Source organism: Parageobacillus thermoglucosidasius (assembly GCF_001295365.1).
Classification (GTDB): domain Bacteria; phylum Bacillota; class Bacilli; order Bacillales; family Anoxybacillaceae; genus Parageobacillus; species Parageobacillus thermoglucosidasius.
This window is the reverse complement of record NZ_CP012712.1, coordinates 1,918,675-1,932,265: the sequence shown is the minus strand read 5'-3', so window position 1 is coordinate 1,932,265 and position 13,591 is coordinate 1,918,675. Positions and strand designations below refer to the sequence as shown.

The following is a 13,591-nucleotide window of genomic DNA, read 5'->3' as shown; positions in this document are numbered from 1 at the left end:
TGGAACGGATAAAAGCATGAGTGGAATCGTAACAGGTGCATTGTGGTGACTAGTGGGTGTGTTTCTTTCATCATTCTTGCTATGAAGGTGCTGTCTGCTTTACTCGACTCGTTCCAGCAATAACTCTGTTCTTCGCTTGATTCCTTCAGCAAATTCCGTGACTGCTTCATCTAATCTGTGGATCAAATCTTCTGACAGATGGTAACCTTCTTGTTCATTTCGGGTTATCCAAGTGTCGACCGCATACACCCCGCCAAGAATGTGCCTGCTGCCTAATGCGGATAATACCGGTTTCAAAGCATAGTCGATGGACAAAAGATGGGCAATCGTGCCTCCGATAAACAGCGGAAGAATGATTTTTCCTGCTAATCCTTTTTGTGGAAGCAAATCAAGATAAGTCTTCAATACCCCCGTATACGCCGCTTTATACACCGGACTTGCGATGACGATCGCCTCCGCTTCCTCCACCTTTTTGTTAGCATGCAGAATGGCTTCACTATCGAATTTTGCTTTGATTAAATCCTCTGCAGGCAATTCTGCGACTCGGATGTGCTCAATTTCAATGCCCGCCTGCAACAACCGTTGTTCTACGTATTGAATCATTCCGTTGAGCCTTGACACTTGAGAAGGATTTCCATTGATAATGACTGCTTTCCCCATATAACTCCCCCTTTCTGCCATTGAGTCTCATAACATATAAATCCTATATGATTAGTATGTTTTATGTTTGTAGCCATTTTATCACCGCACCCATGTACTGTCAATATCAAAAATAAAAAAAAGACACTAGCATCCGCTAGCGCGCCGGGAGACAAGAAAATAGGCAGCCTCATATTTTGCAGCATGCTCCAAGCATTCGCCTTTTTCATGGCGATTATTCGTTTCCAACCTGCATTTTGCCGCGTTGTGCAGCATGCATCGATGCGAGCCGATCGTTTGTCATAAAAAAGACGAACAGAAGCGTCAATGCCGCTGGAATTAAGCTCCATAAGAACGTGTGCGCAATGGAAGAAGCTAACGCAGCCGTTATTTTTTCCAGTATCAGCGCTGGAATGTGCGCGCGCGCTTCCGGAGAAAGAATCGCACGAGGATCGTGGACGCTCATGGCTGGAATTCCGTTCATTCCATGAAACGCCTCTTTTAATTGACTAGTAAACAAATTGCGTTGAATGATTCCGAAAATCGTAATGCCGGCCGTCATGCCAAGCGCCCGTAAAAACGAGTTCGTTGAGCTAGCCGCGCCTCTTTCTGCTTCTGAAAAATGATGGATAGCCGCCATTCCTAACACGGAAAATGAGGCTCCAACCCCTAATCCTACGATAATCATATACCAAGTTACCGTGAGGCGGGACGTGTCCTCCGTAATCGTGCTAAGCAAAAACATCCCAATCACAAATACCGACATAAAGAGAATCATGACGTTCCGATAGCTTGTTTTTCCAGCTAAAAACCCGCCTAATTGCGCAGAAACGGTAGTCGCCAACATCATCGGAAGCAAAATCAATCCGGAGTTCGTCGCCGATCCGCCCGTCACCCCTTGAATGAAAATCGGGATGTAAACGGTGGCGACGATAAAGGTTGCTCCTGAGAAAAAGCCAATGAGGTTGCTCGCGGCATATAAACGCTTGCGAAACATATGATACGACACAATCGGTTCTTGCGCTTTTGTCTCCACATACAGAAACAATAAAAACAGCACCGCAAAAGCAAAAAATAAACTAATGATCACCAAAGAATCCCATTCGTATTGATTGCCGCCAAGCTCAAGCGCAAACATCAAGCAGACAATCGCCGGAACGAGTGTGATGACGCCAAGCCAGTCGATTTTTTGCTTCGTATGTTTCGGTGACTCGTGGTAAAAGAAAGCAACAAGCAAGAAAGCGATAATGCCAAGCGGGATATTAATATAAAACACCCAGCGCCATGTCAAGTAGTCGGTAATATACGCCCCAAAGAGCGGGCCGAAAATGCTCGACAACCCAAATACCGCGCCGAAAAGCCCACCCATTTTCCCGCGCTGCTGAGGCGGAAAAATGTCAAACACAATCGTAAACGCAATCGGCACTAAAGCGCCGCCGCCAATCCCTTGAATCGCCCGAAAAACGCTGAGCTGCACAATATTTTGCGCAATTCCGCATAGCATCGAGCCAACTAAAAAGACTACCAATCCGAAGACGAAAAAACGCTTCCGTCCGTACATGTCGGAAAGTTTCCCGAAAATCGGCATTCCTGCCATTTCGGTCACCATATACGCAGACGTCACCCAAACAAACTTATCCATCCCTCCTAAATCCGCGACAATCGTCGCCATTGCTGTCGCAACGATCGTATTGTCCATTGATGCGACAAAAATGCCAATGAGCAGTCCAAGCACCACCCATTTCATCCTTGTTTCGTTCTTTGTCATCTTCTCTCCCTCTCTTATGATCGTTTTCTTTTTTCTTTCACGATCGCTTTTTCATCTTGCTGTAAACTTGTGTGATATTCCACAAAATCAATGTTGCAGCCCGGGCCGATGATGATGCGATCGCCTCTGACCATTTTAGCGTCGGTATGTTCTAAATAAATGTCATCCCCTTCAATCGTTTCCGCTTTTAACTTTGCTGATTCGCGGGCAAATCGTTTCAAAAAGTGAAGAATACTCATTGCCTTACTTCGTTTTATTCGAATCGTTTTCCCGCCAATTTCAGCGATGCGGCTATCAGAAAAATGAAGGTACAATTCAATCTGCTCCGCGTTTAACGTATTGCCAATCTCTACCGCGCCTTTGACAGAAAAAACGTCTGCTTCACAATCGCGGGACACTTTCATTTCTCCATAGCCATGAATCGTTCCTCCTGTTACATCGCCATCTATATGGGCAGAGCCACAAAGATGAAAATCATATGCCACAGCGGCATCTCCGCGTAAATTCATTGCCCCAAACAGCTTGATCGTTTCTCCTTGAATATTTCCACGGATGTTCGCTTGGCCAAAGATGCGAAACAACTTCACCGCAATGTTGCCGCTCACATCGGCATTGCCAAACACCTTGCAACGATCACACCATAAATCACCGTTAATGGTAGCGTCCCCGCGAATCGTCACTTTATGAAACGTTCCTCCCGAAGTGAGGGCAGATCCGTTTACAGTTAAATGGCGCACATGATTTCCCACGTTTATCTCTCCTTCACACTTTTTTATACATACCGACTTTCGCTCCCGGATCACATTGAAACTCATCTTGATATTCGACGATTTCAATGTCGCATCCAGGACCGATCACCACCCGGTTGCCTCTGACTGCTTTCGCGCTCGTATGCTCTAAATAAATTTCATCCCCTTCGATGCTTTCGGCGGTCAGGCCAACATGAAATAACAGTTTTTTCAAAAATGTCATTCCTTGCTGCTTTACTTCAATACGTTCCCCGCCGATTTCTTTTGCTTGGCAATGTCCGCCAAGCTTTATTTGAATGGTCCCCGCATTTAATAAACCGCCAATGGAAAACTCTCCTCGCGCGTGAAATTGCTCTGCGTCACAGTCTCCTTTAATGACTGCCTCTCCATGAATATGCACTTCATCCGCCGATACATTCCCGTCAACATTTGCCCTCCCGTGGCAATCCAATTGTTTGCATTGCAGATCGCCGTTAATCCGGGCGTTTCCATGAATTTTTGCTTGTTCCGTTTTTAATGATCCTGTAATCCGGGCTTTTCCGGATATATGCGCCGCCTTTGCTTTCACGTTTCCTTCCATTGTCGCTATCCCATAAATCGCCATATCGTTGCAGTCAGTATCTCCATGAATCTTTCCAGTCCCAGAAATTTTGATTAAATCATATCGACCGCCCGAAGCACTTCCAGAACCAGATATAACCAAGTCCTTTCTTTCCATCTGCTTATCCCTCCGACACCATTAGCTTTAATTGTTCCACGCAAGTCGGCACGTGAAGACGAACAATGATTTTTGCTTTTTCTTCGACATAGACGTCATTTCCATTTGCTACTAATAAACATATGGCTATTCCCATTTTCCGCAAAAACAGCAGCTCACAGCTCCGGCCTTGAAAAGAGGCATAATGTTTCTCGAATACATCAAATACGCATTTTCCTTCTTCCAAACTTATTTCCCCTGTCTGCAGCAATTGATCAAGAATATAAAGCTGCAGCAGTTCGGCAAAGGAAAATATGTGCTGTTCCCCTTTTTGTTCTATATAAAATTGCAATGCCATTTTCGAAACAATGTTACGTTTTACAACTTCATCTCTATGGAGAGTCACCGCGGCAGGGTTGGGCGAAAACATATTCGCTAATTCATCAAGCGATAAATCATCTTTCATCTGTTTAATTTTTTCAATTCTCGCCAGTATTTTCTCCTTTGGAAAAAACGTTTCTTGCCCCGTAAATGTTGATTTGCGGATAAACCATTCTTCAGGAATTAACTTTTTTCGTTTCCACCGATACAACTGGCCATAAGAGATCCCTGTTTGTTCGAGCAACTCTTTTTTCGAAATTAATTCTTCTTTCACCGCCACCGCCTCCTATGCTATATAATGTAACATAACAATGTTACGTTGTAAATAAAAAAGAGGGAAAAACCGTGGCTGAAAAAATTTTCATCCATCTTGATTCAGTTACAGCAATGCCTTATGGGACAGCTGCTTACACCATGGATGTCAATCACAACATAAGCATAATAACTCACATCGCGCAAAACAGAGACATTGCCAATGATAACAACTCAGAGATGGATTAGTAATGAAAGCCATCGAAAAAAAGCAATCCCCCGACCACTTTTCGATTTTTTCAGCAATTTAGTGCATCACAAAAGCCGCCCCGCAGGCAATCTGAACATCATCGGCAAATACCTGCCAGTTAAGGATTTGGCTGCTTCAGCCAAAAATTTGACAGTGTTGGGAGCGGCAAGCATCCATTAAACGTGCAGCATCACTTTAAAATATCCAATCTGTTGTACCGCTTTAACAACAAATACTCCTACCATAAAACCAATCTTGCCAAAAGATTCAGCAGCTCGGTTAATCAGCATTCGCGGAAATTTATTTAAGCCCAATCAAATTGATCAAAAGTCCTATATTATAAACTGAAGGCAAATAAATGGAGGTGAAGGAAATGAGTGCTGGAGGATATGCAGGTGGTGGCCTGGCGTTTATCGTCGTGCTGTTCATCTTATTGATCATTGTTGGTTGCGGCTGTTTTGGTGGTAGAGGATATGGCTTTGGAGGCGGCTACGGACCAGGATTCGGAGGCGGTTTTGGACCAGGATTTGGATTCTGGTAAATCCCCTTTCCTATGTGAATTGGAAAGATTACACTTCCCGTTATTTGTTGAACAACAAGCGCATGGTGAAAGAAGACGCACAAAAAAGACCGATTTATTTCGGTCTTTTTTGTGTGGCATAAAACTCCGCACCGGAATTGGACAAGCCAATGAAAAAACGGATTTCGTTTTGAGGAGCATGCAAAAATGGTCATCTATTTTCATTAACATGAAAGCGAATAAAAAAAGCCGGGATTTTATTACGACCTAAATGGTTGCTTGCCTCTTGTTTTTCCACTAACCCCCTTAGTATCTTTTTCAACGCATCCCCTTATCATTGAATTTTTCGCAAATTTATTATATTATAACATTAACTGCAACCAAATTTTTGGAAGGAGGTTTTGAAAATAAAAAAAACACTTTTATTGACTATGACCGTTATTGTATTGCTAGCCGCTTGTTCTACCAAACAAGATGCGGTTCAGCAACTCCCTAATAAAATACCTGTAACCATACAAATACTAGATAAAGGCGGCAAATATTCTAAGTTCTTCGTGCATATTGCTGCAAAAGGATACCAAACAAAAGAAATTGCCTATGTTCCTAAAGATAAAACGATGATTGTCACCAAAAAACAGTTTACATTGAATTTATATACCGGCATTACATATACTTTTCAAGTCTCCCCGACTACATATGACACTATTGATGAGTATTTAACCGCGAAAAAATCGTCAGGAAGTACGAATGAAGGGGAAAATTTACCGATAAGCAAAATACAATTTACACCTAGTTTAAAAAATAATAAATTCACGATTTCTATAGAATGACCTTGCGTGAACCAGTACTAAAATCCTCCCTTGTCATGTAGATGGCTATCCGATTTTAGGAATGCCACCGCTACATTGTCCATGAATCCGCTCTCAGCTAAATCCCGCTCGAAAAATGACGGCGGCTCCAAGCGAGGCTGTGCTGGTTTTTAGAGATTATACGAATCGTTCCATGTATTTTCCCTCATAAAATCTTCCCTAATGAAGAAAAATCTTTGCAATACCAATGCCAGTAACTTTATCATTTCTTTATTGCCATCAGTAATGTTGGCAAGCGGTTGAAACATTTTTCTAAATTCGCCATATCTTATATTTTTTGGTTATTAGGCAACCTTTACTGCATTTAACAAACATGTAAAAATGAATTGCACACTTTATATTAGTAAAGAAAAAATGAATCCATTTTTGGCAACATGGATGGTGAGTTGAATTGGAAAAATTAAAAGATAGTGAGTTTAAAAAGGTACTACGGTTAGTAAGCAATCATGCAAAGACTTGCCCAACATTTTGTTATTCTGTCTTGAATCGCATGATCACAGGAGTGGTTTATGCGGATAACTCAAAATGCCCCAAATCAGCATTAGTCGGAACAAAGTCAGGCATTTACTTTATTGTTGGCGATGAAACCAATCATGCTTTTAATCATTCATTCCAAGCGTTTTATATCCATCAAGCACAGGAAAAAAGAGCACGATTTACTTTATTTTCATCCACTGCAAAATGGGATGCAACAATCAATAAATTATTAAAAGATGCAACAGTACAAATGAAAAGATACTCATTTGCTTTTCATCCAAATAAATGTTCCTTGGAGCCAATGCAAATTCCCAAGGAATTTATTCTAAAAAGAATAGACGAAACTACAATCCAATATAGCACTGAATTTAATCATTCCTACTATGAAGAATACTGGGGATCGGTAGCAAATTTTCTGGCAAATGATTTTGGATATTGTGTTTTACATAATGAAAGAGTTGTCAGTGAATGCACATCCATATTTGTTGGCGATGCCATCGCTGAAGTGGATATTGCAACCCATAAAGAATATCGAGGGAATGGTCTTGCTTTTATTACTGCTAAAGCATTTATTCATCATTGCTTAAAAAACAATTTTATTCCAAGATGGGACTGTGATGTTAATAACTTAGCCTCCATAAAGTTAGCAAAAAAATTAGGATTTGATCACCCAACAGAATACTCAATATTTGTAAGAAAATCCTAAAAAATAAATTCATGCGAACAGGAGCGGTAATGGAACAAGAAAGCGAAAAAAGACCGATTTATTTCGGTCTTTCTTAATGGTTTTGAAACGAACATAGATATTTTCAATGTTGCACGCTCCATGAATTCTGATTTCTCCCAAGTATTCAGTATGGCCGCTGATGAGTGCAGTATTGCCACATCCGTTGTTTACTGATAAACATAATTCCAGCCTCGTCTACATGAATCGTTCAGCTACCTTCCGCAAAATTTTCGATGCCATGATCCGGCCGGTCATCCGCAGATCGTTGATGGTTCATAAATGAACGGATTTTATTTTTTATTGACACTCCATTGGTTGTAAACAGAATATACGTATTCGAATTCGTTTTAATGACAACTCTATCAGTGTTGCCATATGGAGCGCCAATTCTGATCGCTGTTTTCTCCTCTCCGCCATAAGTGTTGTCAAGGGTTACTCCCGTAATCCAAGAGATAGGTATTTCTATTTTTGATAGCAGCCAACTAATGACTACATGATCATCTACTTTTTCTACTTTAACTCCTGACATAACATTTCCCCCAGTTTTTTGATGAAATAGTACATAATCCTTTTTTTATTTTATTCTGCGATAGTTTTCAAAATTCCTGCCGGCATTTTGTATGATTAAGAAGCCTTCAGTCTCTTCTTCTTTTTTGTGAGCAAAATGCTGCCCAAAGCAAGTAGAGCCTCACTGAAACTATTCTAATGACAAAGGGCGATGCCCCTGATTAAGCATCGCGCCTTTTCATGCAAGATTGATAATGTATTTTTTATTTAAAATAACCTATACTATTGCATTTCCCGCAATGTAATTAATATTTTTCCCAATGATGCCTGGACTGCCGCCATCAGCAATATACTTGCAATGAATCCGGCATTACCCTAGAACCTAGGCAAAAACCGCTATTTCACGCGCTTAAACATTTTTTCAAGTTCATAGGTAGAAAAGTGGATGATGATCGGCCGGCCGTGTGGGCACGTAAATGGATCGGTCGTTTTGCGCAATGATTCCAACAGGGCAAAAATTTCGTCATCGCGCAAGTATTCGTTCGCTTTTATCGAACGTTTGCAGCTCATTAAAATCGCCGCTTTTTCACGGAGCTGCTTAATATCGACTTTTTTCATCTCGATGACTTGCTGGATCATTTCTTCAATAATTTCCGCTTCTTCCCCTTTAGGAAACCACGATGGGTGGGAACGGACGATGAATGTATTGTGGCCGAACGGTTCCAAAAAAACGCCGCATTTCGCCAATTCCTCACGATGCGCATCAATCTGCACATATTCGTCTGCCGGATAATGAAACGTAAGCGGAACGAGCAATTCCTGCACTTCGTTTGTCACTTCCCCGACTTTTTCGCGGAAATATTCGTACTTAATGCGCTCTTGGGCGGCATGCTGGTCAATAATGTAAAGCCCTCTCTCGTTTTGCGCCAAAATGTACGTTCCGTGCATTTGCCCGATCGGATAAAGCGGTGGAAGCCGGTCATTATTTACGCACACTTGTTCTTGTTCGGCTGATTCCGTCTGCCCGCTCATCCGCTCTCGTTCATCAGCCGCGCTGTTTTGCGGTGCTTCCGCTGGCGGCGACAGCGGAAGGGATTCTTCATTTGCTTCTTCTTTTGCTTCTTCCATCCGGCTTGACGGCTTCGGTTCTTCAACACGAACAAGTGGAGAAACCATTGGCTCTTTTACGACATGTTCAAACGTCCAAGTTGCCTGTTCCGCTTTTGGTTTTGGCGTTTCTTTCGGTTTGATGGTCACTTCAGGAATAAGCGTCTGTGCTTGAAGCGCCTGACGGACGGCTTTGGTGACGAGATCGTTTAATTCGGCTTCTTTGCTGAAGCGTACTTCCAATTTCGCCGGATGGACGTTGACATCGACTAAAATCGGATCCATCGCCACCGATAAAAATACAATCGGATAGCGGCCGATCGGCAAAAGCGTATGATATCCCGCTTCGATCGCTTTCATGAGCGGAATGTTGCGCACATATCGCCCGTTGACAATGGTGGAAATATAGTTTCGCGACGCGCGCGTCACTTCCGGAAGCGAGATGAAGCCGTGAACGGTGAAATCGAGTGATTCTGCTTGAATCGGAACCATTTTTTTTGCGACATCCATGCCGTAAATTGCGGCAAGCACCTGACGCACATCGCCGTTTCCGCTTGTATAAAGCAGCTGCTTCCCGTGATGGCGCAAGCGAAACGAAATGTCGGGATGCGCCATGGCAAGGCGATTGACGACATCGGTGATATGTCCAAGCTCCGTATGAATCGTTTTCATATACTTTAAGCGCGCCGGGGTGTTAAAAAACAAGTTGGATACGGTAATATCCGTCCCTTTGCGGCTTGTTGTCCGTTCACGCTTGACGAGTTTGCCGCCTTTGAAGACAACCTGCGTTCCCGGGCCGTCTCCGGTGCCTGTTTTCATTTCGACTTCCGAGACGGAGGCGATGCTCGGCAGCGCCTCGCCGCGAAAGCCAAGCGTACGGATGCGGAACAAATCGTGCTCGTCCTTGATTTTGCTTGTCGCATGCCGTTCAAATGCGATCAGGCAATCATCTTCTTCCATTCCATCCCCATTATCGATGACGCGAATTTTCATTAGTCCCGCTTCTTCTAATTCAATTTCAATGATGGTGCTATTGGCGTCAATCGCGTTTTCCACAAGCTCCTTGACGACGGAGGCAGGGCGCTCGACGACTTCCCCAGCGGCGATTTTATTGGACAGCTGGTCGTCGAGCTTACGAATTTTTCCCATCGCTATGCCCCCTTTACTTTAACAGTTTTTGAATTTCGTATAATTTATTTAACGCTTCAAGCGGTGTCATTTCCAGTAAATTGACGGACTTCAGCGTTTCAAGCGCCTTTTTTTCTTTTTTCGATAGACGGGTTTCTTCTTTAGAAGGCTTTTCTTCGGCGAACATGCTAAGTTGTTCGAAGACCGCTTCATTTTCGCCGCCCGGTTCTTCTTGTTCTTCTTTTCGCTGCTCTTCTTGCTGCTCCAGCTCCGCTAAAATTTCCTCAGCGCGTCGAATGAGGGAGGAAGGGAGGCCGGCAAGTTCGGCGACATGAATACCATAGCTTTGGTCAGCCGGGCCTTCTTCAATTTTATGAAGAAACACGACTTTTCCGTTTTCCTCGACGGCGCTTACATGGACGTTCTTCAGCTTCGGCAGCGATTGCTCCAGATCCGTTAATTCGTGATAATGCGTGCTAAACAACGTTTTTGCGCCAATATGGTCATGAATGTATTCGATGATCGCCTGCGCCAGCGCCATCCCATCGTACGTGGACGTGCCGCGCCCGATTTCATCGAACAAAATAAGGCTGTTTTGCGTCGCGTGAACGATCGCGTTGCGCGCCTCAAGCATTTCCACCATAAACGTGCTTTGCCCTGACACTAAATCATCCGCAGCGCCGATTCTCGTAAACACTTGGTCAAAAATCGGGAGCACTGCTTTATCTGCTGGCACAAAACAGCCGATTTGCGCCATGATGGCAGTTAGGGCAATTTGCCGCATGTACGTGCTTTTTCCGGACATATTCGGCCCTGTAATCAGCAACAGTTCCCGCTCTTTATTCATATAACAATCGTTCGGTACATATGTTTGCGTCCCAAGCACTTTTTCCACTACAGGATGGCGGCCCGCTTGAATGACAAGTTCCCGGTGCTCGGAAAACTGCGGTTTCACATAATGGCGTTCTTCGCTGACAGTCGCAAACGATTGCAACACATCAAGCTCGCTGATTGCTTTCGCCAATGATTGCAGACGCGGAATATATTGTTTGACGCGTTCACGGATGTCGACAAACAATTCGTATTCTAATTCAATGCTTTTTTCTTCCGCTTCTAAAATGAGCGCTTCTTTTTCTTTTAATTCCTGGGTAATAAAACGCTCGGCGTTGGCAAGCGTCTGTTTCCGCTCATAGCGCCCTTTCGGCAATAAATGAAGGTTTGGTTTTGTCACCTCAATGTAATAGCCAAACACGCGATTATACCCGATTTTCAACGATTTAATTCCGGTTAGCTCCCGCTCTTTGCTTTCTAATTGGGCAATCCATGATTTTCCGTTGCGGCTTGCATCACGGAAACGGTCGAGCGTCTCATTATACCCGTCTTTAATGATGTTGCCTTCTTTAACAGATAATGGCGGATTTTCTTGAATCGACCGCTCCAACAGATCGACAAGCTCCGAACACGGGTCAAGTTTGTCGGCAAGCTGCTGCGCTTGGTTATCGGCAAGCTTTGCGACAATATCTTTTAACGCCGGAATTTGCTGCAGCGATTTTTTGAGCTGAATTAAATCGCGCGCATTTACGTTTCCGTAGGCGACGCGGCCGGCAAGGCGCTCGACGTCATACACTTCACGGAGGCGTTCGCGCAGCTCTTGGCGCTCGAAATAGTGATGAATCAATGTTTCAACCATATGCAAGCGCCGTTCAATTTGTCCGCGGTCCAAAAGCGGGCGGTCGAGCCATTGCTTCAGCAATCGTCCACCCATCGCTGTCACCGTTTCATCAAGCAGCCATAAGAGCGAACCTTTCCGCCCTTTGGAACGGATCGTCTCGGTTAATTCCAGATTTCGCTTCGAATACAAATCGATTTTCATATAGTGGTCGACTTGATACACTTGCACAGGCTGCATATGATCAAGGCGCCGTTTTTGCGTACGGATGATGTAATGAAGAAGGCGGGCAAACGTGATTTGCAGCTTGTCCTGCGCAAGCCCGCCGGCAATCGTCGCAAATCCTTCCGGCATTTCCGTCCCGTCTTCGTATGAGATCGTCACCCCATACCGTTCTTTCAGTAGTTGTTGTTCGTCGCTTGGAAAATCGCTGGCAAGGACAATTTCTTTTGTCCCAATCGCATACAGTTCATTCATTACATCTTCAAAGGAGGCAAGAATCGTGATGCGGTTTTCCCCTGTTGATAAATCCGTATAAGCAAAACCATACGTGCCATCGGCAAACAGCGTCACCGTCGCCAAATAGTTGTTTTCTTTTTCCAGAAGCCCTCTCCCTTCCATCACCGTTCCGGGAGTTATGAGCTGGACGACTTCGCGGCGGACGACACCTTTTGCTGTCTTCGGATCTTCGACTTGCTCGCAAATCGCCACTTTATATCCTTTCGAAATCAATTGTTCAATATACCCTTGCGCGGAATGATACGGAACACCGCACATCGGCACCCGCTCGTCGCCGCCGCCATCGCGGCTTGTCAACGTAATTTCCAGTTCCTGCGCCGCTTTGATTGCATCGTCAAAAAACATTTCGTAAAAATCGCCAAGACGAAAAAATAAAAAGGCATCTGGATATTGTGCCTTAATGTCTAAATATTGCTGAATCATTGGCGTATATTTTGCCATTGTTCTCCTCCAACCTTTACAAATCTATGTTTCTTTTTTCTTCATACCAAAAAGGAACGAATCGTTCTTTGTCTAACGAAATAACCATCACTTGTCATTTCCCATCGCCCTTGAAACATCCTGCTAAAAATCTTCGCGATTTTCTTCATCCACTAAACATTATGTATCTTCTAATCCCGAACCAAAACAAAATGATCGTTCCAACATGTTTCATTATAACATAATAAAAAAGAAAAAGAGAAAGTTCAATGCGGAAAGCAAGCCTCGCTGCGCCGATGTCCGTCTTTCATTATTTGTATTTCAAAAGATGGGAGATTTATAGAAAAACACATAAAAACAGACGGCAGTCCAAAACCGCCGTCTGTTTTTTCATTTCGCCTGCGGAAGCGGGCGTTTCAGCCATTCTTTATAAAACGTATCGATATCAGGCTCGAAATCTTTGATGACCGGATACCAAGGTGTTACTGCTTCCACCTCCAGCTGGGTGGCACAACTAGGGCAATAATATTCACGCAGCACCTGCCATTCCGGATCTGGCGCCATCAATTTTGGATACAATTCCGCCAATTTTTCTTCTGTATCACGGACATAGATGAGCGCATGAAGCTTCCAGTTGTCGCTTGCCTCGCAAAATTCATGCCCGCAATCGCATTTTACGATGCGCCGGCCGTCCGGCTTTTGAACGATGTAGAGATGAAGCCCGGCCGGAAGCAAAATCAGATCATCCCACGGCACCCTTTCTTGCAGGATGCTAATATATTTGTCAAACCGGTCAACATCTTTAAAATTGGAAAGCATTTCTTTTAACTTGAAAAAATCTATCGTACCGTCGATTAATTCCTCTATTGTCTTGCGGTCGTATTTATCATACTTTTCCATGTTTTCACCACC

Annotated in this window: 13 protein-coding genes; 4 read left to right on the top strand and 9 right to left on the bottom strand. The window is 43.7% G+C overall.

Features of this window, described 5'->3' with window-relative positions; all coding sequences use genetic code 11:
• Positions 1-99: 99 nt before the first annotated feature.
• The 5 genes from ssuE to AOT13_RS09590 all read right to left on the bottom strand — a co-directional run bounded on the left by ssuE (position 100) and on the right by AOT13_RS09590 (position 4,508).
• Positions 100-660: an NADPH-dependent FMN reductase gene (ssuE, locus tag AOT13_RS09610; protein ID WP_042383254.1), complete on the bottom strand. Its 561-nt coding sequence runs from the start codon at positions 658-660 to the stop codon at positions 100-102.
• 214 nt (positions 661-874) lie between these two features.
• Positions 875-2,407 carry an MDR family MFS transporter gene (locus AOT13_RS09605; protein ID WP_003251555.1) on the bottom strand — a complete coding sequence of 511 codons (1,533 nt, stop codon included), beginning with the start codon at positions 2,405-2,407 and terminating at the stop codon, positions 875-877.
• A gap of 14 nt (positions 2,408-2,421) precedes the next feature.
• The gene (locus tag AOT13_RS09600) at positions 2,422-3,156 is read right to left on the bottom strand and encodes a bactofilin family protein (RefSeq protein WP_042383257.1); all 735 of its coding nucleotides are present in this window, start codon (positions 3,154-3,156) and stop codon (positions 2,422-2,424) included.
• A 13-nt stretch (positions 3,157-3,169) separates the two neighbouring features.
• A complete protein-coding gene (locus AOT13_RS09595; RefSeq protein ID WP_042383258.1) occupies positions 3,170-3,874 on the bottom strand; it encodes a bactofilin family protein in 705 nt (234 codons plus the stop codon).
• Between the two features lie 4 nt (positions 3,875-3,878).
• Entirely contained in the window at positions 3,879-4,508 is a 630-nt protein-coding gene (locus AOT13_RS09590) for a YhbD family protein (RefSeq protein WP_042383260.1), read from the bottom strand.
• A 71-nt stretch (positions 4,509-4,579) separates the two neighbouring features.
• Between AOT13_RS09590 and AOT13_RS20085 the strand changes: the two genes are divergently transcribed.
• From AOT13_RS20085 to AOT13_RS09575, 4 genes are all read left to right on the top strand, one after another.
• A complete protein-coding gene (locus tag AOT13_RS20085) occupies positions 4,580-4,735 on the top strand; it encodes a hypothetical protein (protein WP_155267336.1) in 156 nt (51 codons plus the stop codon).
• Between the two features lie 374 nt (positions 4,736-5,109).
• A complete protein-coding gene (locus AOT13_RS19515) occupies positions 5,110-5,277 on the top strand; it encodes a YjcZ family sporulation protein (protein WP_013401227.1) in 168 nt (55 codons plus the stop codon).
• A gap of 380 nt (positions 5,278-5,657) precedes the next feature.
• Entirely contained in the window at positions 5,658-6,086 is a 429-nt protein-coding gene (locus AOT13_RS09580) for a hypothetical protein (RefSeq protein WP_042383262.1), read from the top strand.
• A gap of 430 nt (positions 6,087-6,516) precedes the next feature.
• A complete protein-coding gene (locus AOT13_RS09575; protein WP_042383264.1) occupies positions 6,517-7,308 on the top strand; it encodes a GNAT family N-acetyltransferase in 792 nt (263 codons plus the stop codon).
• Between the two features lie 229 nt (positions 7,309-7,537).
• On the opposite strand, the gene AOT13_RS09570 is transcribed toward AOT13_RS09575, so the two are convergent.
• The 4 genes from AOT13_RS09570 to AOT13_RS09555 form a co-directional block, all read right to left on the bottom strand.
• The gene (locus tag AOT13_RS09570) at positions 7,538-7,858 is read right to left on the bottom strand and encodes a SunI/YnzG family protein (RefSeq protein WP_013401229.1); all 321 of its coding nucleotides are present in this window, start codon (positions 7,856-7,858) and stop codon (positions 7,538-7,540) included.
• Between the two features lie 374 nt (positions 7,859-8,232).
• The gene (gene mutL / locus AOT13_RS09565) at positions 8,233-10,092 is read right to left on the bottom strand and encodes a DNA mismatch repair endonuclease MutL (RefSeq protein WP_042383267.1); all 1,860 of its coding nucleotides are present in this window, start codon (positions 10,090-10,092) and stop codon (positions 8,233-8,235) included.
• A 13-nt stretch (positions 10,093-10,105) separates the two neighbouring features.
• Positions 10,106-12,700 carry a DNA mismatch repair protein MutS gene (gene mutS, locus AOT13_RS09560; RefSeq protein WP_003251567.1) on the bottom strand — a complete coding sequence of 865 codons (2,595 nt, stop codon included), beginning with the start codon at positions 12,698-12,700 and terminating at the stop codon, positions 10,106-10,108.
• Between the two features lie 369 nt (positions 12,701-13,069).
• On the bottom strand, positions 13,070-13,579 hold the full coding sequence (locus AOT13_RS09555) for an acetone carboxylase subunit gamma (protein WP_003251570.1): 510 nt from the start codon (positions 13,577-13,579) through the stop codon (positions 13,070-13,072).
• Positions 13,580-13,591 lie beyond the last annotated feature (12 nt).

Excerpts from the sequence above, each read along its gene's own strand:
- ssuE (WP_042383254.1), bottom strand. The coding sequence starts at position 660 with ATGGGGAAAGCAGTCATTATCAATGGAAATCCTTCTCAAGTGTCAAGG.
- AOT13_RS09605 (WP_003251555.1), bottom strand. The coding sequence starts at position 2,407 with ATGACAAAGAACGAAACAAGGATGAAATGGGTGGTGCTTGGACTGCTC.
- AOT13_RS09595 (WP_042383258.1), bottom strand. The coding sequence starts at position 3,874 with ATGGAAAGAAAGGACTTGGTTATATCTGGTTCTGGAAGTGCTTCGGGC.
- AOT13_RS19515 (WP_013401227.1), top strand. The coding sequence starts at position 5,110 with ATGAGTGCTGGAGGATATGCAGGTGGTGGCCTGGCGTTTATCGTCGTG.
- AOT13_RS09570 (WP_013401229.1), bottom strand. The coding sequence starts at position 7,858 with ATGTCAGGAGTTAAAGTAGAAAAAGTAGATGATCATGTAGTCATTAGT.
- mutL (WP_042383267.1), bottom strand. The coding sequence starts at position 10,092 with ATGGGAAAAATTCGTAAGCTCGACGACCAGCTGTCCAATAAAATCGCC.
- mutS (WP_003251567.1), bottom strand. The coding sequence starts at position 12,700 with ATGGCAAAATATACGCCAATGATTCAGCAATATTTAGACATTAAGGCA.
- AOT13_RS09555 (WP_003251570.1), bottom strand. The coding sequence starts at position 13,579 with ATGGAAAAGTATGATAAATACGACCGCAAGACAATAGAGGAATTAATC.